This window comes from Microvirga sp. ACRRW (assembly GCF_022346925.1).
Lineage (GTDB): Bacteria > Pseudomonadota > Alphaproteobacteria > Rhizobiales > Beijerinckiaceae > Microvirga.
Genome location: NZ_JAKRNJ010000003.1, coordinates 485,982 through 507,904, shown reverse-complemented (window position 1 = coordinate 507,904; position 21,923 = coordinate 485,982). Strand labels below are relative to the sequence as shown.

Sequence of the window (21,923 nt, the reverse complement as noted above, 5' to 3'; positions counted from 1 at the left end):
TCGATAAAAGACGCCCCACCAGAGGGCGCCCCAAAAGGCCGGAGGAAAATGAATGCCAGCACGCGCTTTATCCTGCTGACCGCCACCCCCTGATCGCTTTGAACCAACGCTGCCGCGACCGCGGCAGCGAACGGTGTCGCTTAATGTTGTGTCTACTCGGAGCCGCGCATGGATTCCGTTCTTCGCGCAGAGAACATTTCCAAATCCTTCGGACCGAACGAGGTCTTGAGCGGCATTTCGCTCGACCTGAGGCCCGGCGAGGTTCACGCCATCATCGGCGAGAACGGCGCGGGCAAGTCGACCCTCATGCGCATTCTCTCAGGCCATATCGCGCCGACCAAGGGCCAGCTGCATTTGCAGGGCCAGCCGATCACCTTTTCCGGCCCCGTTGACGCCGAAGCCCATGGCATCGTTCTCGTGCATCAGGAAATCCTGCTCGCGCCGGATCTGACGGTCGCACAGAACCTGTTTCTTGGCCGCGAGATCAAGCGCTTCGGCTTCGTGGACGACAGGGCTATGCGCGAGCGCACGCGCGGCATCTTGGCAGAGCTCGGCACGCATATCGATCCGGATATCGCGGTACACCGCCTCTCCATCGCCGACCGGCAGCTCGTGCAGATCGCCCGCGCACTTCTCGTACCGCACAAGCTCGTCGCCTTCGACGAGCCCACCGCCGTTCTCACGCCCATCGAGGCGGAAAGCCTGTTCACCATCATCCGCAAGCTGCGCGAGCACGGTGTGGCGGTGCTCTACATCTCCCACCGCCTCAATGAGGTGAAGGCGGTTGCCGACCGTGTCACGGTCCTGCGCGACGGCCGCCATATCGTGACGCGCGACATCGAAGGTCTGGAGCCGCTCGAAATGGCGCGCCTCATGGTCGGGCGCGACATGTCGAAACTCTATCCCGACAAGCCTGCCACCGCCTCCGACCAGGTCATTCTCTCGGTCAGCGACATGGTGGTGCCCGGCTATGTGGAGCATGCGTCCTTCACCTTGAAGCGCGGCGAGATCCTGGGCTTCGGCGGCCTGATCGGCGCCGGCCGCACGGAACTGTTCGAGGGCATCGTCGGCTTGCGCCCAAGCCAGGGCAAGATCTCTCTCAGAGGCGAAAGCGTTCATTTCCGCGATGCACGCGAGGCCATGGCGGCGGGCATCGTCTATCTCTCGGAAGACCGCAAGGGCAAAGGCCTGCTCTTGCAGCAGAACCTTCGCGTCAATCTCTCTCTTGCCGCCCTCGACAAGTTCACCCGCGGCTCGTTCATCGATGTAGGCGCGGAGGAGAAGGCGCTCGATGGCGCGATCAAGGATTTCGACATCCGCACCCGGGCCCGCGACCTCCTGGCGGGGCAGCTTTCCGGCGGCAACCAGCAGAAGCTGCTGCTCGCCAAGATGATGCTTCTCAACCCGCGCGTCATCATCATCGATGAGCCCACGCGCGGCGTCGATATCGGCACCAAGGAGCAGATCTACCGGTTCATCGCCGGGCTTGCGGAAAACGGTCTCTCGGTCGTCGTCATCTCGTCCGAGATGCAGGAGCTGATCGGCCTCTGCCACCGGGTCGTGGTGATGCGCAACGGGCGCATCGCGGGCGAAGTGCCCCAAGCCGATTTGTCCGAAGATTCCATCGTTTACCTCGCCACTGGCGTTCATGAAGAAAGGGCGGCGGAAATCGCCGCGGGCCACGCATGACCGAAACCGTGCTTCGCACCGGCGCCGAGAAGCGCAAGTTCAAACTCGACATGCGGGCGCTCTCGCCCTTCATCGCGCTCATTGCGCTCGCGATTGCGGGCGCGCTCATCAATCCCGACTTCTTGACCGCGTCGAACATTCTCAACGTCGTCACGCGCTCGGCTTTCATCGCCATCATCGCGGTCGGTGCCACCTTCGTGATCGCAGGCGGCGGGCTCGATCTCTCGGTCGGCTCCATGGCGGCGCTCACCGCAGGCGTGATGATCCTGACCCTGAACAATCTCGGCGGCGGGGACATGGGAACGCTGGCCCTCGGCATGCTGGCCGCCATCGCGCTCAGCGCGGCCTGCGGGCTGGCCAACGGGCTTATCGTCACCTTCGGGCGAATAGAACCCTTCATCGTGACGCTCGGCACCATGGGCATCTACCGTTCGCTCGTCATCTGGCTGGCAGCGGGCGGCACCATCACCATGCGCAATTTCGAGCTGCGCGAGCTTTATCGCCCGGTTTATTTCGGCAGCGTCTTCGGCATTCCGGTGCCGATCATCGCGTTCATCGTGGTTGCCGCCATCGGCGCGCTGATCCTCTACCGCACATCCTTCGGCCGTCATGTGGTGGCGCTCGGTTCCAACGAGGACGTGGCGCGTTATTCCGGCGTGCCGATCTGGCGCGTGCGCACCCTCACCTACATCATCCAGGGCATCTGCGTCGGCATCGCGGTGCTGGTTTACGTGCCGCGTCTCGGTTCGGCCACGCCCACCACCGGCTTGCTCTGGGAGCTCCAGGCCATCACCGCCGTGGTCATCGGCGGCACTGCGCTCAAGGGCGGCGTCGGCCGCATCTGGGGCACGGTGGTCGGCGCCATCATCCTGGAACTCGTCGCCAATATCATGGTGCTGTCGAATTTCGTCTCCGAGTTTCTCGTGGGAGCGGTTCAGGGCGCCATCATCATTATCGCCATGCTCTTGCAGCGGTCAGTCCACCGCGGGCGATGAAGCCGGAACTAAGCCCACCGGCAAGAACTCATGGGCTCAAAACAACCCTCTAGGGAGGAACGGATGAAAGCTACAGCACTGAAGATCGCTCTCGCGGCGGGCCTGATGACGGGCGTCGCCACCGGTGCGATGGCCCAGCAGAAGAATGTGACGATCGGCGTCTCGATTCCGGCCGCCACCCACGGCTGGACCGGCGGCGTCGTCTATCACGCGCAGGAAACCGCCAAGGCCCTCGAGAAGGGCTATCCCGGCCTCAAGGTGATCGTGAAGACCTCGCCGGACGGTGCAGCGCAGGCGAACGCCCTCGACGACCTCACCTCGCAGAAAGTGGACGCTCTCGTGGTTCTGCCGTTCAACTCGGACGAGCTGACGAACCCCATGCGCGAGATCAAGAAGCGCGGTACCTTCGTCACCATCGTAGATCGCGGCCTGAAGGATCCTTCGATCCAGGACATCTACGTTGCGGGCAACAACCCCGAATTCGGACGCGTGGCGGGCAAGTATTTCGTCGACAACCTGAAGCAGGGCAACGTCGTCGTCTTCCGCGGCATTCCGACCGTGATCGACGAGGAGCGCGTGTCCAATTTCGAGAAGGCCCTCGAAGGCTCCGGCGTGAAGGTGATCGACAAGCAATACGCCAACTGGAACCGTGACGACGCCTTCAAGGTGATGCAGGACTTCCTGTCCAAGCATCCGAAGATCGACGCCGTGTGGGCCTCCGACGACGACATGGCGCTCGGCATCATGGAAGCGATCCGCCAGGCCAAGCGCGAGGACATCAAGTTCGTGCTCGGCGGTGCAGGCATGAAGGACATGATCAAGAAGGTCATGGACGGCGACAAGATGATCCCCGCAGACGTATCCTATCCGCCGTCGATGATCTCCACGGCCATGGGCGTCACCGCGGCGCAGTTCTACACCAATGCGCCCATGCGCGGCACCTACGTGCTCAACGCCGAGTTGATCACGAAGGACAACGCGAAGAACCACTACTTCCCCAACTCGCCGTTCTAATCGGCTGCGAGCCCTCGCCCCTCCTCACCGAGGGGCGAGGCAACGGCAAGCCGCCTGCGAATGCGAGCGGCTTCCCCTTGCCTTCTTTCTGCAGCCGCATCTCGGGAGTTCATCCATGAAGACCATGAAGGGTCCCGGCCTCTTCCTCGCTCAATTCGCAGGCGACGAAGCGCCGTTCAACTCACTCGATTCGATCTGCCGCTGGGCAGCTTCCCTCGGCTACAAGGGCGTTCAGATTCCCACCTGGGACGCGCGCCTGATCGAATTGAAGAAAGCAGCCGAGTCAGGCGCCTATTGCGATGAGATCCAAGGCATCGTCCGCTCTCACGGTTTGGAGATCACGGAACTCTCCACGCATCTTCAAGGACAGTTGGTCGCCGTGCATCCGGCTTTCGATGAAGCCTTCGACGGCTTTGCCGCTCCCGAAGTGCGCGGCAATCCGAAAGCGCGTCAGGCCTGGGCCGTCGATCAGATGATAATGGCGGCAAAAGCCTCCAAGCGTTTGGGCCTGAAGACCAGCGTCACTTTTTCCGGCGCGCTCGCCTGGCCCTTCGTCTATCCCTGGCCGCAGCGTCCGGCAGGCCTAATCGAGACCGCATTCGAGGAACTCGGACGGCGCTGGAAGCCGATCCTCGATGCCTACGAGGATGCGGATTGCGATGTCTGCTACGAAATCCATCCCGGCGAGGACATCCATGACGGCGCCACCTTCGAGCGCTTCGTGGATGCGGTCGGCGGACACAAGCGTGCCTGCATCAATTACGACCCGAGCCACTTCCTTCTGCAGCAGCTCGACTACATCGCCTTCATCGACCTCTATCACGAGCGCATCAAGGCATTCCACGCGAAGGACGCGGAGTTCAATCCATCGGGCCGCGTCGGCGTTTACGGCGGCTACGAGAGCTGGATCAACCGCGCGGGCCGCTTCCGCTCGCTCGGCGACGGACAGGTGGATTTCAACGCCATCTTCTCCAAGCTCGCGCAATACGACTACGATTCCTGGGCCGTGCTGGAATGGGAATGCGCCCTGAAGCATCCGGAGGATGGTGCGCGGGAAGGCGCGGAGTTCATCAAGGCGCACATCATCCGCGTTACGGAAAAGGCCTTCGACGATTTCGCAGCAGGCGGAACGGATGAAGCAGCCAACCGCCGTCTGCTCGGCATCGGCTCTTGAGTGAGGGAACGCCATGACCATTGCAGGATCACGCGACCAGAAACTGAACCGCCGCCTCCGCCTCGGCATGGTCGGCGGCGGACGCGGCGCTTTCATCGGTGCCGTGCATCGCATCGCCGCCCGTATAGACGACCGCTGGGAGCTGGTGGCGGGTGCGCTCTCGTCCGAACCGGAGCGGGCGCGGCTTTCGGGCGAGGATCTCCTCCTGCCCGCCGACCGCAACTACGGCAGCCTCCAGGAGATGGCGCAGCGCGAGGCGGAGCGGGAAGACGGCATCGATGCGGTTTCCATCGTTACGCCCAACCACGCTCATGCCGCCGCCGCCGAAGCGTTCCTGAAAGCGGGCATTCATGTGATTTGCGACAAGCCGCTCACCACGACACGGCCGGAAGCCGACAGGCTGGCACAGCTCGCGAAAGAGTCGGGCCTGATCTTCGCCGTCACGCACAATTACACCGGCTATCCGCTGGTGCGGCAGGCGCGCGCCATGGTGGCGGAAGGCGAGCTCGGCGCGATCCGCGTCGTGCAGGTGGAATATGCGCAGGATTGGCTCGCCACGCGCGTCGAGGAGACCGGCAGCAAGCAGGCGGAATGGCGCACCGACCCTTCCCGCTCGGGCCCTGCGGGGGCCGTCGGCGATATCGGCACCCACGCCTTCAACCTCGCCGAGTTCATCGTCGGGGACGAGGTCGCGTCCCTCTCCGCCGAACTGCACACGTTCGTGCAGGGCCGCAGGCTCGACGACAATGCGCATATGATGCTGCGCTTCGCGTCCGGCGCGAAGGGCATGCTCTGGTGCAGCCAAGTGGCTTCGGGCCTCGAGAACGGTTTGCGCATTCGCATCTATGGCGACAAGGCCGGGCTCGAATGGCACCAGGAGAACCCGAACGCCCTGCTGTTCTCTCCGCTCGGAGAGCCGCCCCGGATCATCCGCCGCAACGGTTATGGCGCCAACGACGTATCGCGGGCGGCCTCCCGCATTCCCGGCGGGCATCCTGAAGGATATCTCGAAGGGTTCGCCCAGCTCTATGCGGACATTGCGGAGCAGATCGCCGCGCGAATCGAAGGCCGCGAGCCCAACCCCTTCTCGCTGCAGGTCCCGACTGTTGAACACGGCGTGCGCGGCGTGCGCTTCATCGATGCGGCTGTGCAGTCCTCGCAAGGAAAGGCCGCCTGGGTGGACGTGTAACGGCCATTCTTACGATCCGCTGTCCCGTCATTTGAACGGGACAGCGGGGGATATTCGGCTTTCGATGTGCCCGATCAGCACAGAGCCATGTCCGATGTCTTGAAATCATCCGTACAATCATGACGTATAGGGCTCGATCCAGCCTTCATTGGAAACCCGACCCGTCATGGCCGCACACCATCATCACCATGCCCTTGAGGAGTTGAACGACACGCAGAAGCGCGTTCACCGGATCCTGACGGCTGCTCAGAATCCCCTCTCGGCCTATGAGGTGCTGGACAAGATGCGCGCCAAGGGCGCCGTCACGCCGCCCACGGTCTACCGCTCCCTCGACAAGCTCATCGAAAAGGGGCTGGCCCACCGGCTCGAGAGCCTCAATGCCTATGTGGCCTGCAAGCACCCCCATCACCACGAGATGGCGGCTTTCGCCATCTGTGAGAATTGCGGCCTCGTCACTGAATTCAGCGATCCGAATATCAATGAGCGCCTGACCCAGTGGAGCGACGAAAATTCCTTCTGTTCCAAGAAGGTTACCGTTGAGATACGCGGTCTCTGCGAGACCTGCTCCAAGTGATGTTATAACTTGGAACCTATCCTCTCCCTAAACGTTACTACGATGCACAAGAGCTGATTTTAGGGAAGCACTCTGCCTATTCGCCAACTACCGTAACGTAATATGCGTAATTGCAAATGCTTATTGCAACGATAACACATTGTTCAGGCGGCACTTCCCCTATATGAATATGTAGGTTTTGAAATAACAGGAGCGTGGACCATGAGCACAAGAGCCCTCAGGAAAGAAGAAGAAGACAACCTCCTCCGCCGTGCAGACGACCTCTGCCGTCAGAACAACCTTCGCCTGACCCCCATCCGGGAGCGCGTTTACCGTGAGCTGGTTCAGAGCGGCGGTCCTGTCGGCGCCTACGATCTTGTCGATCGTCTCAGCAGCGACAAGAAGCGTCTGGCTCCGGTCACGATCTATCGCGCTCTCGACTTCCTGCGCGATGCCGGCCTGGTTCACCGTCTCGCCACGCAGAACTCCTACGTGGTGTCCCACGGCCAGCCGGAAGTGAACGCCATGAAGATCATGTTCGTGGATTCGAAGACCGGCGAGACCATCGAGGTCCATTCCACGGAAGTGGCCGAAGCGGTCCGCAAGGCTGCCGAGCAGGCCGGGTTCAAGTCGGTTTCGCCCTTCATGGAAGTCGAAGGCGAACTGACCCGCCAGGCCTAAAAATTATAAGAGGACCAGGAAAAAGGCGGAGGCGCCCAGCGCCTCCGCCTCTCCTTTGGGGAAGATGAAAAAGGCCGGGCATCGCTGCCCGGCCTTTTGTTTTTACTCTGCGGCAAGTGCCCGATGGTGAGCGCGTTCCTCATCCTTCTGCTCGCGGCGCACAGTCTCTTTGGAGATGAAGGTGTAGAACATCGGCACCACGAAGAGCGTGAAGATCGTGCCGATGGACATGCCCGCCGCGATCACGAGACCCATGGAGAAACGGGCCGCCGCACCTGCGCCGCTCGCATAGAGCAGGGGAGCGACGCCGAGCACCATGGCGGCCGTGGTCATGAGAATCGGACGCAGACGGACGCGGGCGGCTTCCTCGATCGCCTCGCGCCTGTTGACGCCGTTCTTCTCCTTCAGGTCGTTCGCGAACTCCACCATCAGGATGCCGTGCTTAGTGATCAGGCCCACGAGGGTGATCAGGCCCACCTGCGTATAGATGTTGAGCGTCGCCAGCCCGACATTCAGGAAGATCATCGCGCCGAACATGGAGAGCGGAACCGACATCATGATGATGAACGGATCGCGGAAGCTCTCGAACTGCGCCGCCAGCACCAGATAGATCACGATGATGGCGAGGCCGAAGGCAAGGAAGATGGAGCTTCCCTCCTGCACCTCGAGACGCGACTGACCGGCGTAATCCACATAGAAGCCCTGGGGCATGACCTCCTGCGCGATGGAGCGCAGCGTTGCCAAGCCTTCCGAGGTCGTCACGCCAGGCAGTGGAAGAGCGCTGACGGTGGCCGAGTTCAGCTGGTTGAACTGTTCGATCACCGCAGGCGCCGCATCCGTCTTGATGCTGACGAGCGCGGAGAGCGGCACCATGGAGCCGTCGGAAGCGCGCACGTAGTACTCGGCCAGACGCTCCGGATTCAGGCGGTCCTGCTGGCGCACCTGGCTCACCACGTCATAGCTGCGGTTGTCGCGGTCGAATTTCGAGATCGACGCGCCGCCCACGAGCGCACCCAGCGTGTTGCCGATCTCGGAGACCTGCACACCCAGCGCCGCTGCACGGTCGCGGTCGATGATGATGCGCGCACGCGGCGTCTCGTAGGAGATCGAGTTCTGCACCACGATGAACTTGCCGGACTTCATGGCCCGTGCGCGGATCTGCTCTGCGACCTCGTAGGCCTGCGCCGGATCGCCGATCGTGCGTAGGACGTACTGGATCGGCAGGCCGTCACCACCACCGGGCAGCGAAGGAGGCGCGAAAGCGAAAGCCTGGACGCCGGCATTCTGATTCAGGAGATTCTGGATGTCCTGCTTGGTGGCCTCGCCCTTCTTCTCGCGTTCGCTCCACTCCTTGAGCTTGAAGCCGAAGAAGCCGCCGCCGCCGCCATCGATACCGATGATCATGAAGCTGTCTTCGATCTCAGGGATCTTTTCCGCCGCGTTCGTGAACTGCTTGGAGAAAGCCTGGGTATACTCGGCCGTCGCATATTTCGGCACGTTGACGATGCCGAGATAGGCGCCCTGATCCTCTTCCGGTGCAAGCTCGGAATTGGTCTTCATGAACAGGAAGGCCGTGGTGCCCAGCAGAACCGCGACGATCACGAGCGTCACCGCGCGATAATCGAGCGAGCCCTTGAGACGGCGCGCATACCAGTTCTCGAGCTTCGTGAAGGTGCGGTCCACGAAGGAGGCGAAGCGGCTCTGCGAGCCATGCGACTTCAGGAGCTTCGAGGACATCATCGGCGAGAGCGTCACGGCGACGATACCGGAGATGATCACCGCGCCCGCCAGCGTGAAGGCGAACTCGCGGAAGAGCGAACCCGTCAGACCTTGCGTGAAGCCGATGGGAGCATACACGGCAGCAAGAGTGATGGTCATCGAGACGATGGGAAGGAAGATTTCCTTCATGCCCACGATGGCCGCGTCGACGGGCTTCAATCCTTCCTCGATATGCCGGTGAATGTTCTCCAGCACCACGATGGCGTCATCCACCACGAGACCGATGGCAAGCACCATGGCGAGCAGCGTGAGCAGGTTGATCGAATAGCCCAGTGCGTAAAGGAAGAAGCACACGCCTATCAGCGAGAGCGGAATCGTGACGACCGGGATCAGCACCGAGCGGAAGGAGCCCAGGAACAGCAGGATCACCACCACGACGATGAGAGCTGCCTCGGCAATGGTTTTGAACACCTCACCGATGGACGCCGAGATGAAGTTTGAAGCGTCGTAGACGATCTCCACCGTCATGCCCTTGGGCAGGGTCGGTCGGATCGTGTCGATGGCCTTCGTCACTTCCTCGGCCACCGTGAGCGGGTTGGCCGAAGGCGTCGGCACGATGCCGATGAAGGTGCCTTCGCTGCCGTTGAAGCTGACGATGGTGTCCGTGCTCTTGGGGCCGAGTTCCACATCCGCTACGTCGCGCAAGCGAACGACCTGATCGCCCGCGGACCGGATCGGCAGCGCGCCGAAGGTGTCAGGCGTCTGCAGGGTGGTCTGCATGTCGAGGGTGTAGGCGACGTATTCGTTCTTCGTCTTGCCGGGAGCGGCAAGGAAGTTATTGGAGTTGATCGCCTGCACCACGTCGCCCGCCGTCACGCCGCGAGCGGCAAGGCGCACGGGATCGATCCAGACGCGCATGGCGAAGTCGCGACCGCCGAGAATCTCGGCGTTGCCGACACCCTCAAGCGTCGCGAAACGCGGCTGCACGACGCGGGTCAGGAATTCCGAGACCTGCTCCGAGTTCATCTCCGTCGAGCCGAAGGTGATGTACATCAGCGCGAAGCTCTGGCCTGTGCCCTTCATGATCACCGGGTCTTCAGCCTCCTGCGGAAGCTGCGCGCGGATCTGCTGCACCTTGGCGGTCACCTCGGTGAGCGCGGCGTTCGGGTCCGTGTTCAGGCGCATGCGCACGGACACCGTGCTGACGCCCTGACGGCTCTGCGTGGTCACGTAGTCCACGCCTTCCGCGCTCGAGACGGATTTGGCGATGGGGGTGCTGATGAAGCCCTGAATCAGGTCGGCGCTGGCACCCACATAGGCCGTGGTGACCGTGATCGTGGTCTCCTTGACCTCGGGGTACTGACGCACCTGCAGGTTCATCAGTCCCTGCGCGCCAAGCAGCAGGATCAGAAGGCTCACCACCATCGACAGGACGGGGCGGCGAATGAAAAGCTCTGTGAAACTCATGGCGTTTTTGCCTACTGCCCGTTTGCGAGCTTGGTCGCGTCGAGCTTTGTCACATCAATGGTGTTATCAATCTTGACGGTCGCGCCGGACTGCAGCTTGTTCTGGCCCGAAGCCACGACCTGCTGACCCGGCTGGATGCCCGACAGGACTTCGAGCACGCCGCCGCGGCGGCGGCCGGTCTTCACGAAGACCTGCTTGGCGACCTGAACCTGATTGCCGGCCCGCTCTTCCTGATCGATCGTGTAGACGTAGTCGCCGTACAAGCTGGTGATGACGGCCGTCTGCGGCACGGTGATGACGTTAGGCTGTTCCGGCAGAACCACTTCCACATGCAGGAACTGTCCCGGCAGGATGGCCCGGCTCTTGTTGTCCTCGATGAGAGCCTGCACGGAGACGAGGCGGGTCTTGGGATCGACGCGCGGATCCTTACCGATCACGCGGCCCTTGAAGGGCAGATCGGTTTCGCTCACCCCCAAGCGGACTTCCTGGTCGAGCTTGACCTGATCGGCCATCTGCTCGGGCACGGTGAAATCGACCTTCATGGAATCGAGATCCTGGAAGCTCGCGATCACCGAACCGGGCTGCAGGTACTGACCCACATCAACGCGCGGAATGCCGATGACGCCAGAGAACGGAGCCTTCAGGGCTTTCTGCTCGATGGTGGCCTCCAGGCGCGCGAGGCGCGAGCGCGCCGCAGCGAGCAGAGCGCTTGCCTGATCGAGATTGGCTTCCGTGCCATAGCCACGAGTCGACAGGGTCCTGGCACGCTCGTAAGCGCTTTCCGCCGTCTTCACATTGGCCTGAACGTCCTGAATGTCCGCGCGTTCGACCGTATCGTCGAGCTGAACGAGCACATCGCCCTTCTGGATCTTCTGGTTCGCCTTGAACTTGATCTCCTTGACGATGCCAGGCGTCTCGAAGGCCAGCTCGACGCCGTTGGCAGCCTTGGCCGTACCGATGGCGCTGATGCTGGGCGTCCAAGTCTTCGCCTCAACCTTGGCGGCAGAGATCACCTGCGGGGGTTGCTGCATGTTCGCGAAGAACTGGGTGATCATCTTGTCCCGGAAGAAGTTGAACCAAATCAGCCCGGCACAGAGCAAAATCGCAAGAGTAAAGACGAGACCGACTACGAGGCGCCGTTTCATGGGCTTCTTCCAGAAGTTACAGGCCCGCCGGGCGGGCTACAGACATTAAAGGTGGAGGTGCGGCAATAGCTCAACTTGCTCTTGACGCCAATGCCGCGGCACCATTTATATACCGACTGGACGGTTTAGTTGCAAGAGTTGCCAATGTTAGAAAATGCCCGAGGCCGTAAGAGTTCCCGCGAGAAGATCCTCGACGCGGCGGCCGAACTCGTTGCCGAGATCGGCGCAGGGCGTCTGACGCTGGACGCGGTGGCCGAACGGGCGGGCCTCAGCAAGGGCGGTCTTCTCTACAACTTCCCCAGCAAGGATGCGCTGCTTCAGGCCATGATCCAGCGCATGATCGACCAGGTTTCGGCCTCCAAGGAGGATCTGCGCGCTCAGATCACCCCCGGCCCGAATCTGGAAGCGCGCCTCGTCGCCACAACCGTTCTCGATATGTGCTGCGGCGGCAAGATGCAGGAAATCGCGACCGGGCTGATGGTGGCGACGGCGGAGAATCCGCGCCTGCTCGACCCTGTCCGCGCCGTGATTGCCGAAACATTGGAACGCATCAAATCCGGATCGGAAGATCTCGATTCCGCGCTTCTCGGCTGGCTGGCCGTCGAGGGCTTGAGCAACCTCGAGATGCACAATCTAAGCCCCTTCTCCGATCAAGATCGTGAGCGGATCGTGCAGGCGATCAACCGCCTGCTCACGAAGGGCATTGCGTCTTAAGGCGTTAGTTCTTTAAGCCTCTTTCCACGCAAAACCGGCACCCACTTTGCGTCCGAGGCTTCCTAAGCCATCCAAGACGGATCGCTTAGCACCTCATCCGTATGCTCGCCGAGACGCGGCGACGGGCGCCTCGCCGCCATGGGCTCGCCGTTCATGACGATGGGCGAGCGCACGGAGGGAATCGCGCCGCCCTTTGCAATGGGCGAGGGAAGATCGATCTTCATGCCGCGCGCGATCACCTGCGGATCGGCGAACACATCCTCGACCGTGTTGATGGGTCCTGCCGGCACGCCTTGCTTCTCAAGCGCCGCCAACAAACCATCGCGCGTCGTCTGAAGCGTGAGCTTGGTGAGAACCGGCACGAGCTCAGCGCGATTCCGCACGCGGCCCGCATTGGTGGCGAAGCGCTCGTCCTGCGCCAGCTCCGGCTGACCGAGCACGGCGACGAAACGGGAGAACTGCCCGTCATTGCCCACCGCCACGATCACGTGACCGTCGGCCACCGGAAACACCTGATAGGGCACGATGTTGGGATGCGCATTGCCCATGCGGCGCGGCGACTTGGCGGAAGCAAGATAGTTCATCGCCTGGTTGGCGAGCACGCTCGTCTGCACATCGAGGAGCGCCATGTCGAGATGCGCGCCCTCACCCGTCTGGTCGCGCTGGCGCAAGGCGGCAAGAATGCCGACCACGGAATAAACGCCGGTGAAAATATCGACATAAGCCACGCCGATCTTCTGCGGCTCGCCTTCGGGATCTCCCGTCAGATCCATGATGCCGCCAAGGCCCTGGATCATGAAATCATAACCGGCACGCGCCGCATAAGGCCCGTTCTGGCCGAAGCCAGTGATGGAGCAATAGACGAGGCGTGGATTGACCTTCTTGAGGCTCTCGTAATCGAGGCCGTATTTCTTTAAGCCCCCGACCTTGAAGTTCTCGATCACCACATCCGCATGGGAGGCGAGCTTGCGCACAAGCTCCTGCCCCTCAGCGCTTTCGAAATCGACCGCGATGGAACGCTTGCCACGATTGCACGAGTGAAAGTAAGCCGCCGACAGATCGCCGCCATCTGCAGCCTCGACGAAGGGAGGCCCCCAACCGCGCGTGTCGTCACCCGCACCGGGACGCTCGACCTTCACCACATCGGCGCCGAGATCGGCGAGTAGCTGACCGACCCAGGGACCGGCAAGAATGCGGGCGAGTTCGAGGACTTTGAGGCCTGCGAGAGGGCGATTGTGTTGTGCAGTCAAGGCCTAATACCCCGTTTGTAGATGACTGAGTCATGCATGCTGTTCTCAAACCGAGATAGCTCTTTTCTAAGCATGCACTGCTGAGTTGTGCGGGACTTCGAAACGAGCACCTGTCGCCCGTTGATAATTTCGGGGATGCCGAATGTCTCGATGTCACAGAAGATATGCTCGGCAGTCCCACAAGCGGGCACATCTGGCCAGCAGACAGCCTTGATTGAGGTGTACGCCATTGTGAAAGGCGTCGCCTCAGTTTGAGCCGCCCCACGCTGCGAAGGAGCAACCTCTTCAGCACAGGCACTATGCCATGAGAGTTGAACCAATGTCATGAAGACAATGAGCGCAAGCGGCCTCATTCCGTCAATCCATCACGGCATCGAGGCCGCGTTTCAGGCCGGTGAACGACGAGACTCGGCGTGCGGCGAGCAGCGTGCCGGTCACATAAGGGGCTGCGGACGATCCGGCATCGTGACGGATCACGAGGCGCTCGTTGTCGGCACCGAACACGGCTTCGCATGAGAGGACGAAGGACGGCATGCGCAGCGAGTGAACCTGCACAGGCTCCTTCGCGCCGAGACCACCGCCACGCGTTTCGCGAATTCCGGTGAGTTCATCGACAGCTTTCGAGGTGGCAGGCTGACGAACATCGCTCAGGAGTTCCGCAAGCTCGCGTGCGGTGCCAGAGGGCGTGTCGGGCTTTTTCGCGGACGCGTAATCGATGACTTCCACATCCGGCACGAAGCGTGCAGCTTCAAGAGCGAAGCGGCGTAGCAGCGTTGCGGTGATCGAGAAATTACCGGCAGCGAGAACACCGCGTCCGGCCTTTTGCGCGACAGCATCGATCTCCGCGTATTCTTCCGCCGAGAGCCCCGACGTGCCGACGACCACGTGGCGGCCATGCGCCAAAGCGGTCAGCGCATGCGCCTTGACCGCGTTAGGCTTGGTGTAGTCGATCACCACGTCGGATGGTGCCTTCAAGGCCTCTTCGAGCGTTGCGCTGATCGCGACGCCAAGACGGGGAAGGCCTGCGGCCTCGCCCGCATCCTGGCCCGCAGCGCTGCGGCTGACCGCGCCTGCGAGTTCCAGATCATCGGAGGCAGCAATCGCCGCCACCAGCGCCTTGCCGACCCAACCCGTTGCTCCTGCGAGAGTGATCCGAAGAGGCATGTGACTCACCATTTCCTTTCACGAAGAACGACGGGATCGCCTCCAAGCCCTCCCCTCGTAAGGAAAAGGCTCGGGTGGCTCAAATCATAAGCTTAGAAGAACGCCTGCAGTCCTGTCTGCGCGCGGCCCAGGATGAGAGCGTGCACATCGTGCGTGCCCTCGTAGGTGTTGACCGTCTCCAGGTTCTGCGCGTGGCGCATCACGTGGTATTCTTCCTGGATGCCGTTGCCGCCGTGCATGTCGCGGGCGATGCGTGCGATCTCAAGCGCCTTGCCGCAATTGTTGCGCTTCACGAGGGAGATCATCTCAGGTGCCATGCGGCCTTCATCGAACAGACGGCCGACGCGGAGCGAAGCGTGAAGGCCGAGCGTGATCTCGGTCATCATGTCGGCAAGCTTCTTCTGCACGAGCTGGGTCGCCGCAAGCGGCCTGTCGAACTGCTTGCGGTCGAGCGTGTACTGGCGCGCGCGATGCCAGCAATCTTCCGCCGCACCCAACGCACCCCAGGAGATGCCGTAGCGCGCGCGGTTGAGGCAGCCGAACGGACCTTTCAGTCCCGACACGTTCGGGAGCAGCGCATCCTCGCCAACCTCGACACCGTCCATGACGATCTCGCCGGTGATGGAAGCGCGAAGCGAAAGCTTGCCGCCGATCTTCGGGGCGGAGAGGCCCTTCATGCCCTTATCCAGCACGAAGCCGCGGATCTCGTTGTCATGGGCCTCCGACTTCGCCCACACCACGAACACGTCGGCGATGGGGGAGTTCGAGATCCACATCTTCGTGCCGGTGAGGCGATAGCCGCCGTCGATCTTCTGCGCGCGGGTCTTCATGCCGGCGGGATCGGAGCCCGCGTCCGGCTCGGTGAGGCCGAAGCAGCCCACGAACTCACCCGAGGCGAGCTTCGGAAGGTACTTCTTACGCTGCTCCTCGGAGCCATAGGCATAGATCGGATACATGACGAGCGACGACTGCACGCTCATCATGGAGCGGTAGCCGGAATCGACGCGCTCGACCTCGCGGGCCACGAGGCCGTAGGCGACGTAAGAGGCACCGGCGCAGCCGTAATCTTCCGGCAGGGTCACGCCGAGGAGACCGAGCTCGCCCATCTCGTTGAAAATCTCGCGGTCCGTGCGCTCCTCGCGATAGGCGTCGATCACGCGCGGCAGGAGCTTGTCCTGGGCATAGGCGCGGGCCGTGTCGCGGATCATGCGCTCGTCATCGGTGAGCAGATCGTCGAGGAGGAGCGGATCTTCCCACTTGAGCTTCGCAAGTTCGTGCTTTGCACCGGCCATGATGAGTATTCCTCTTGAGTACGGCGTACAGGATCATTCTGGAGCGCCGGGTAAACCTGTTGGATTTTGCCGGAAAAATCGCGCTGGACAGAGGAGAAGTAAAGCGACATCTTCGCAGCAGGTTATTCGAAAACGGAATGAACTGGTGCTCCGTCGCGGCTTTCTGCCCAATATCGGCAATCTTCTCGCCTTCGAGGCCACGGCCAGGCATGGCAGCGTCTCCCGCGCCGCCGAGGAGCTGAACCTGACCCAGAGCGCCGTCTCGCGGCAGATTCAGCAGCTGGAGGATTCGCTCGGCGTCTCGCTCTTCAGCCGTTCCCGCCAGCGCGTGGTGCTGACCGATGTGGGCCGCCTCTATGCCTCGCAGGTGCGCGGCACCTTAAGCGAACTGTCGGATGCCACCCATCAGGCGATTGCGCTCTCGGGCACGAGCGGCGTCCTGAATCTCGCGACGCTTCCGACCTTCGGCACCCGCTGGCTCATTCCGCGCATTCCGCATTTCATGGCGAAGCACCCGGATGCGACGGTGAATTTCGGCGTGCGCCTCGTGCCCTTCGACTTCGCCGCCGAGCCCTTCGACGCCGCGATCCATTTCGGCGAGCCGCACTGGCCCGGCGCGATCTGCGAATTGCTGCGCCGGGAAGAGGCCGTGCCGGTCTGTAGCCCTACCTATCGCGAACGCGAAAAGATCAGTGCGCCGGGCGATCTTGCCCGCGCCACTCTGCTCCAGCAGAGCACGCGCCCGACTGCCTGGGCGGAATGGTTCGCGACCGTGAATGTGGATGCGGGCAATCCCATGCGCGGCCCGCGCTTCGAGCAATTCGCCATGGTGGCGCAGGCGGCAGCCGCCGACCTCGGCGTGGGGCTTATTCCGCATTTCCTGATCGCGGACGAGCTGGCCTCAGGACGCCTGGAAATCCTCTTCCCGCAAAGCATCCTGAGCGTCGGCGCCTATTACCTCGTCTATCCCGAGCACAAGTCGGAAGCGCCGCTGGTGCGCTCGTTCCGCGATTGGATCCTCGCCGAATCCAATCAGGGATAAACGCGCCGCGGCTTCAAGGTGCGCATGCTCAACGCAAAGGCCACCCAGCCGCAGAACATGATGCAGCCCACCATCGACAGGGACGTCCCGTTGTAGAGCAGGCTGGTGAGCGCGATCATGACCGCGCCCGTGCTGAGCTGCAGCGTGCCCATGAGCGCGGATGCCGTGCCTGCGATCGGGCCATGCTCTTCCAAGGCCAGCACAGCCGTCGAGGGAATGACGAAGCCGAGGCAGCCGAAGGAGAGGAACAGAAGGCCCCAGAGGACATAGGCGTTGTCGATTCCGGCGAGTGTCAGAATGAACAACAGGCTCACCAGCGCCACGAAACCGGAGATCGCCGTGCGCACGAGCTTCTCCGCGCCGAAGCGGCGCATGAACACGCTGTTGAACTGCGCGCTGCCGATGAAGGCGATCGCGTTCGACGCGAAGATCATGCTGTAATGCGACGGCGAGAGGCCGTAATGCTCGATGAAGATCACGGATGAGCCGGCAAGATAGGCAAAGAAGCTCGCCTGGCTGAAGCCGCCGGTGAAGGTGACACCGAGAAAGCGACGATCCTTCAGGAGGTTTCTGTAAGTGGTGAAGGCCTGCAGGATTCCCCGCTGCCCTACGCCCTCGGGCCGTGTTTCGGGCAAGAGGAACAGCAGCACGGCCATGCCTCCGAGGCCGATGGCGGCGATGGCCCAGAAGATGAAGCGCCAGCTGAAGAACTCGGTGAGCGTGCTGCCAGCAAGCGGCGCAAGAATGGGCGAGACGCTGAACACCAGCATCGTGGTCGCCATCAGGCGGGCGGCCTCGTGGCCCGTATGCAGATCGCGAATGATCGCCCGGGGAATCACCATGGCCGCGCAGGAGCCGACACCCTGCATGAAGCGGAACGCGATGAGCGTCTCCACATTGGGCGCGAAGCTGCAGCCGATGCTGCTTAAGGTAAAGAGAGCCAAGCCGAAATAGAGCGGCGGCTTGCGCCCGAACCGGTCCGAAAGCGGCCCATAGGCGAGCTGGCAGATGGCGACCGCCAGGAAGAAGCTCATCAGGCTCATCTGCACCGCGCCCACATCCACCTGGAACTCGCGGGCAATCGCCGGGAAAGCCGGCAGGTACATGTCGATGGCGAACGGTCCGATGGCGGACAGCATTCCGAGGACGAGCGCGTTGCGCAGAAAGGCGGATTTCATAGGAAAAGGCTTTCGTGACCCCACTCATGCGAGATGGGATTGAGAAAACGTCCGGCACGGCATGTCGGGCGAGAAACGTCTGAAAGGCGATCCTGGGTCGGCGGTCAGGGCCGCTCGGCGGAGGACGCGAGCCCTGCTTTTATGCTCCGCAGGCCGCCCGTCAAGCGCAGGCCTTCAAGTTTGAAGGGACAATAATCCCCGGCCGGGGCCGCTGCTTACTCTTCGTTAACGATGTTTGTCCATGTCTGGTTAAAGATTCATGGGATGCGACAGCCCTTCGGGGACAGCTTCATCCCAGCGACTGGCCGCTGCCGGAGATGACCCTGCCCATGCTGTTTTCCTTGCCCCATGATCGGACAGACCTCGGCGCCCCGGCGCTCGAGAGGCCTGCCGAATCGCGGGGGCGACTCGGCAAGGCCCTGAAGGCAGCGCTTCTGGCGGCACCTCTTCTGGCAACGGCCTGCACGACGAAGTCCGAGCTGGGCTTTGCCACGCTCATGAACGAGGTTCCGGCCACCCGGGCGATCATCGTCCCGCCTCCCGGCGGCCCCTCCGTCGTGGCGGTCCTGGAGCGCAAGTACCAGAACGGGGTCTCGCAGGAGATCGCCCTCTCGACGGCCTCCCTGACCCCCGGCCAGAACGCGTTCTACGTGACCCTCGCCACCGGGGGCGTGGCGCCGCAATCCCAGATCGACGACGTCCTGAGCGTTCCGTCTGCGGCCATGATGCAGGAGCGGGTCCAGGAGGAGATGGAGGAGCGTCTGCCCGGCATCGAGATGCAGACATCCCTGGTCTTCGTGCAGAACAAGTACGGCCCCTTCGGCTTCGCCACGGGCCGCTCCGCCAGCGGCGATGTCTGCCTTTATGCCTGGCAGCGGATCGAGCCCAATGAGCCGGCCGTCTTCGTGCCGGGCGGGGTGATCACCATCCGCCTGCGCCTGTGCGATGCGGCCGCGACCCAGCAGCAGCTGCTGCGCACCATGTATAACTTCACCATCTCGGCCTATTACATGTCCGGTTCCTGGAACCCCTATGGAGCGCCGCCCCGCGTGCCCGCTCATCTCGGCGAGATCGATGCCCCGATTTATCCGCTCGGCATCAACGATGCTCCGGCAACCACGACCGTGGTTCGCGAGCGGCGCGCCCGGACGAGGACCGAACCGGCCTCCCGCCTCATAGACAAGGACACGGTTGCTCCCTCCCAGCCGGCCGCTCCGACGACACAAGCCCCCACCGCCTCCCCGGAAACCGGTTACCCGGTCGTTCCACCGCCACCTTCGCAGTAAAGTTGAAGTTCTGTTTCCTGAATTGGATAACGTTACATCAAAGAATATTTACTAGCGTGACAAAAAATCCCAAACAGATAGGAACAATATTGTATCTCTGCCGATAGACCTTCAGAAGCTCTTAGCTTATGCGTGAGGTTTAACCTATAACAACCTTGACTGAGAACTTTCGCCGATGCGTAGGGGTGCACTCTTAGCCTTATGGGCGGTGGCGGCGATGCTCATCGTCCTGCTGGTCGCCCTTCCCATCAGTCTTCAGACACACTTGGTGGCCGGCCTCGTGGTCGTGGCCTGCATGATCGTGCTGAAGTTCTTCCGCGCGCAAGGGATCTGGCGGGTCATCGCCCTTTCCCTCGGCACGGCTATCGTCCTGCGCTACGTCTTCTGGCGCACCACCAGCACCATCCCCCCGATTACGGAAGTCGCCAACTTCATCCCGGCAATCCTTTTGTACATCGCCGAGATGTACAGCGTGATGATGCTCTTCTTGAGCCTCTTCGTGGTGTCGAGCCCCTTGCCTTCGCGCAAGTCGCCGCAAATCGATCCGCACAACCTGCCGACCGTCGACGTGTTCGTGCCGAGCTACAACGAGGAGACGAGCCTTCTGGCCACCACCCTCGCAGCGGCCAAGGCCATGAGCTATCCGGAGGGCAAGTTCACCGTCTGGCTGCTCGATGACGGCGGAACGGACGAGAAGTGCAATTCGTCCAACGCGCATGCGGCAGAGGCCGCCCGTGCCCGCCGCGCCGAGCTGCAGGCCCTCTGCGCCGATCTCGACGTGAAATATCTCACCCGCGCGCGCAACCTTCACGCCAAAGCGGGCAATCTCAACAACGGGCTTGAGCATTCGACCGGGGATCTCGTGGCCGTGTTCGATGCGGACCACGCGCCGACGCGCAGCTTCCTGGAGGAAACGGTCGGCTTCTTCAGCACGGACAAGAACCTGTTCCTCGTCCAGACACCGCACTTCTTCATCAATCCCGATCCGCTGGAGCGCAATCTCGGCACCTTCCAGACGATGCCATCGGAAAACGAGATGTTCTACGGCGTCATCCAGCGCGGCCTCGACAAGTGGGACGCGGCCTTCTTCTGTGGCTCGGCCGCCGTTCTCCGGCGCGAGGCCCTGCAAGAGACGAACGGATTCAGCGGCCTGAGCATCACGGAAGATTGCGAGACCGCACTCGAATTGCACTCCCGCGGCTGGAGCAGCGTGTATGTCGACAAACCGCTGATCGCGGGCCTGCAGCCGGAGAGCTTCGCGAGCTTCATCGGCCAGCGCTCGCGCTGGGCGCAAGGCATGATGCAGATCCTGCGTTTCCGCTTCCCGCCTCTGAAGCGCGGACTGAAGTTCACGCAGCGCCTGGCCTACATGTCGAGCACCCTGTTCTGGCTCTTCCCGTTCTCGCGCTTCGCGTTCCTGCTCTCGCCGCTCTGCTATCTGTTCTTCTCGCTCGAGATCTTCACCGCGTCGGGCGGCGAGTTCCTGGCTTATACGTTCACCTACATGATGGTGAACTTCATGATGCAGAACTATCTCTACGGCCGTTACCGCTGGCCGTGGATTTCGGATCTCTACGAATACATCCAGACGATCTATCTGCTTCCCGCCGTTCTGTCCGTGATCGCCAATCCGAGGAAGCCCACCTTCAAGGTGACCGCCAAAACGGAGACCATGGATCAAAGCCGCGTCTCCGAACTCGGCATGCCCTACTTCATCATTTTCGGCATCCTGCTCCTGGGCGTCGCCGCCACGGGCGTGCGCGTGTGGCTGGAACCTTACAAGGCGGACCTGACGCTGGTGACGGGCGCCTGGAATCTTCTCAATCTCATCATCGCGGGATGCGCGCTGGGCGTTGTTTCCGAGCGCGCGTCGCGGCGCATGAGCCATCGCGTGCACATGGACCGTCCCTGCCGCTTCCTGTTCGGAGATGAGACCATCGAGGCGACGGTGCGCGACATCTCTGTCGGCGGCGCACGCCTGCATGTGGCGCCCTCCAATGAGCCCAATCTCAAGAAGGGCGCGCTAGGCACCCTCGAGTTCATGCCCTACGCCAACCTGCCGACACAAAAGATGCCGATCGAGGTCCGCAAGGTCGGCATGGACGACCAGGGCCTGCTGCTGGGCTGCCGCTTCCTGATCGACAAGCCGGAACACCACAGGCTCGTGGCCGATCTCGTCTTCGCCAATGCCGATCAATGGAGCGCGTTCCAGAAGCGCCGCCACCAGGATATCGGCGTGCTGCGCGGCACACTCTGGTTCTTCATGGTCTCCCTCTACCAGACGGGACGAGGCCTTTCCTATCTCTTCGGCCTGCAGCGGATCGGCATGTCCAAGCCGCCGGTTCCGTCCGTCACACCGGCCGTCAAATAG

General features: G+C 62.2%; 17 protein-coding genes. 11 read left to right on the top strand and 6 right to left on the bottom strand.

Annotated elements, in window-relative coordinates:
- The first annotated feature begins 168 nt into the window (after positions 1 to 168).
- The 7 genes from MHY87_RS09720 (at position 169) to MHY87_RS09690 (ending at position 7,295) form a co-directional block, all read left to right on the top strand.
- Complete coding sequence (locus MHY87_RS09720) at positions 169 to 1,689, top strand: sugar ABC transporter ATP-binding protein (protein WP_239351346.1); 1,521 nt, start codon at positions 169 to 171, stop codon at positions 1,687 to 1,689.
- A complete protein-coding gene (locus tag MHY87_RS09715) occupies positions 1,686 to 2,684 on the top strand; it encodes an ABC transporter permease (RefSeq protein ID WP_239351345.1) in 999 nt (332 codons plus the stop codon). Before MHY87_RS09720 ends, MHY87_RS09715 begins: the two co-directional genes overlap by 4 nt.
- Before the next feature lie 63 nt (positions 2,685 to 2,747).
- Entirely contained in the window at positions 2,748 to 3,698 is a 951-nt protein-coding gene (locus MHY87_RS09710) for a substrate-binding domain-containing protein (RefSeq protein ID WP_239351344.1), read from the top strand.
- 115 nt (positions 3,699 to 3,813) lie between these two features.
- Positions 3,814 to 4,872 (top strand): sugar phosphate isomerase/epimerase, encoded by a 1,059-nt coding sequence (locus tag MHY87_RS09705; RefSeq protein ID WP_239351343.1) that lies wholly within the window; start codon positions 3,814 to 3,816, stop codon positions 4,870 to 4,872.
- A 13-nt stretch (positions 4,873 to 4,885) separates the two neighbouring features.
- The gene (locus MHY87_RS09700) at positions 4,886 to 6,061 is read left to right on the top strand and encodes a Gfo/Idh/MocA family protein (RefSeq protein WP_239351342.1); all 1,176 of its coding nucleotides are present in this window, start codon (positions 4,886 to 4,888) and stop codon (positions 6,059 to 6,061) included.
- Between the two features lie 166 nt (positions 6,062 to 6,227).
- Positions 6,228 to 6,635 carry a Fur family transcriptional regulator gene (locus tag MHY87_RS09695; protein ID WP_239351341.1) on the top strand — a complete coding sequence of 136 codons (408 nt, stop codon included), beginning with the start codon at positions 6,228 to 6,230 and terminating at the stop codon, positions 6,633 to 6,635.
- 201 nt (positions 6,636 to 6,836) lie between these two features.
- Positions 6,837 to 7,295, top strand: coding sequence for a Fur family transcriptional regulator (locus tag MHY87_RS09690; protein ID WP_239351339.1), 459 nt, complete (start codon positions 6,837 to 6,839; stop codon positions 7,293 to 7,295).
- Positions 7,296 to 7,397: 102 nt separating this feature from the next.
- Here MHY87_RS09690 and MHY87_RS09685 read toward each other — a convergent pair whose 3' ends face one another.
- Both MHY87_RS09685 and MHY87_RS09680 read right to left on the bottom strand, forming a co-directional pair.
- Entirely contained in the window at positions 7,398 to 10,481 is a 3,084-nt protein-coding gene (locus tag MHY87_RS09685) for an efflux RND transporter permease subunit (protein ID WP_239351337.1), read from the bottom strand.
- 11 nt (positions 10,482 to 10,492) lie between these two features.
- Complete coding sequence (locus tag MHY87_RS09680; RefSeq protein WP_239351335.1) at positions 10,493 to 11,626, bottom strand: efflux RND transporter periplasmic adaptor subunit; 1,134 nt, start codon at positions 11,624 to 11,626, stop codon at positions 10,493 to 10,495.
- Between the two features lie 144 nt (positions 11,627 to 11,770).
- Between MHY87_RS09680 and MHY87_RS09675 the strand changes: the two genes are divergently transcribed.
- Positions 11,771 to 12,340 carry a TetR/AcrR family transcriptional regulator gene (locus tag MHY87_RS09675; RefSeq protein WP_239351333.1) on the top strand — a complete coding sequence of 190 codons (570 nt, stop codon included), beginning with the start codon at positions 11,771 to 11,773 and terminating at the stop codon, positions 12,338 to 12,340.
- A 62-nt stretch (positions 12,341 to 12,402) separates the two neighbouring features.
- On the opposite strand, the gene MHY87_RS09670 is transcribed toward MHY87_RS09675, so the two are convergent.
- The 3 genes from MHY87_RS09670 to MHY87_RS09660 form a co-directional block, all read right to left on the bottom strand.
- Positions 12,403 to 13,590, bottom strand: a complete 1,188-nt coding sequence (locus tag MHY87_RS09670) for a CaiB/BaiF CoA-transferase family protein (RefSeq protein ID WP_239351331.1) — start codon at positions 13,588 to 13,590, stop codon at positions 12,403 to 12,405.
- A gap of 357 nt (positions 13,591 to 13,947) precedes the next feature.
- Positions 13,948 to 14,754 (bottom strand): 4-hydroxy-tetrahydrodipicolinate reductase, encoded by an 807-nt coding sequence (dapB, locus tag MHY87_RS09665; RefSeq protein WP_239351329.1) that lies wholly within the window; start codon positions 14,752 to 14,754, stop codon positions 13,948 to 13,950.
- 92 nt (positions 14,755 to 14,846) lie between these two features.
- Complete coding sequence (locus tag MHY87_RS09660) at positions 14,847 to 16,046, bottom strand: acyl-CoA dehydrogenase (RefSeq protein WP_239351327.1); 1,200 nt, start codon at positions 16,044 to 16,046, stop codon at positions 14,847 to 14,849.
- Between the two features lie 145 nt (positions 16,047 to 16,191).
- Between MHY87_RS09660 and MHY87_RS09655 the strand changes: the two genes are divergently transcribed.
- Positions 16,192 to 17,088, top strand: a complete 897-nt coding sequence (locus tag MHY87_RS09655) for a LysR family transcriptional regulator (RefSeq protein WP_370644877.1) — start codon at positions 16,192 to 16,194, stop codon at positions 17,086 to 17,088.
- On the opposite strand, the gene MHY87_RS09650 is transcribed toward MHY87_RS09655, so the two are convergent.
- A complete protein-coding gene (locus MHY87_RS09650) occupies positions 17,079 to 18,266 on the bottom strand; it encodes a multidrug effflux MFS transporter (RefSeq protein WP_239351325.1) in 1,188 nt (395 codons plus the stop codon). The two genes, MHY87_RS09655 and MHY87_RS09650, sit on opposite strands and share 10 nt — an antisense overlap.
- Positions 18,267 to 18,595: 329 nt before the next feature.
- On the opposite strand from MHY87_RS09650, the gene bcsN reads away from it, so the two are divergent.
- Both bcsN and bcsA read left to right on the top strand, forming a co-directional pair.
- Positions 18,596 to 19,552 (top strand): cellulose biosynthesis protein BcsN, encoded by a 957-nt coding sequence (gene bcsN, locus MHY87_RS09645; RefSeq protein ID WP_239351323.1) that lies wholly within the window; start codon positions 18,596 to 18,598, stop codon positions 19,550 to 19,552.
- A 175-nt stretch (positions 19,553 to 19,727) separates the two neighbouring features.
- A complete protein-coding gene (gene bcsA, locus MHY87_RS09640) occupies positions 19,728 to 21,923 on the top strand; it encodes a UDP-forming cellulose synthase catalytic subunit (protein WP_239351321.1) in 2,196 nt (731 codons plus the stop codon).

Coding starts and splice junctions, on each gene's coding strand:
- MHY87_RS09720 (WP_239351346.1), top strand. CDS start 169: ATGGATTCCGTTCTTCGCGCAGAGAACATTTCCAAATCCTTCGGACCG.
- MHY87_RS09715 (WP_239351345.1), top strand. CDS start 1,686: ATGACCGAAACCGTGCTTCGCACCGGCGCCGAGAAGCGCAAGTTCAAA.
- MHY87_RS09710 (WP_239351344.1), top strand. CDS start 2,748: ATGAAAGCTACAGCACTGAAGATCGCTCTCGCGGCGGGCCTGATGACG.
- MHY87_RS09705 (WP_239351343.1), top strand. CDS start 3,814: ATGAAGACCATGAAGGGTCCCGGCCTCTTCCTCGCTCAATTCGCAGGC.
- MHY87_RS09700 (WP_239351342.1), top strand. CDS start 4,886: ATGACCATTGCAGGATCACGCGACCAGAAACTGAACCGCCGCCTCCGC.
- MHY87_RS09695 (WP_239351341.1), top strand. CDS start 6,228: ATGGCCGCACACCATCATCACCATGCCCTTGAGGAGTTGAACGACACG.
- MHY87_RS09690 (WP_239351339.1), top strand. CDS start 6,837: ATGAGCACAAGAGCCCTCAGGAAAGAAGAAGAAGACAACCTCCTCCGC.
- MHY87_RS09685 (WP_239351337.1), bottom strand. CDS start 10,481: ATGAGTTTCACAGAGCTTTTCATTCGCCGCCCCGTCCTGTCGATGGTG.
- MHY87_RS09680 (WP_239351335.1), bottom strand. CDS start 11,626: ATGAAACGGCGCCTCGTAGTCGGTCTCGTCTTTACTCTTGCGATTTTG.
- MHY87_RS09675 (WP_239351333.1), top strand. CDS start 11,771: ATGTTAGAAAATGCCCGAGGCCGTAAGAGTTCCCGCGAGAAGATCCTC.
- dapB (WP_239351329.1), bottom strand. CDS start 14,754: ATGCCTCTTCGGATCACTCTCGCAGGAGCAACGGGTTGGGTCGGCAAG.
- MHY87_RS09660 (WP_239351327.1), bottom strand. CDS start 16,046: ATGGCCGGTGCAAAGCACGAACTTGCGAAGCTCAAGTGGGAAGATCCG.
- MHY87_RS09650 (WP_239351325.1), bottom strand. CDS start 18,266: ATGAAATCCGCCTTTCTGCGCAACGCGCTCGTCCTCGGAATGCTGTCC.
- bcsN (WP_239351323.1), top strand. CDS start 18,596: ATGCTGTTTTCCTTGCCCCATGATCGGACAGACCTCGGCGCCCCGGCG.
- bcsA (WP_239351321.1), top strand. CDS start 19,728: ATGCGTAGGGGTGCACTCTTAGCCTTATGGGCGGTGGCGGCGATGCTC.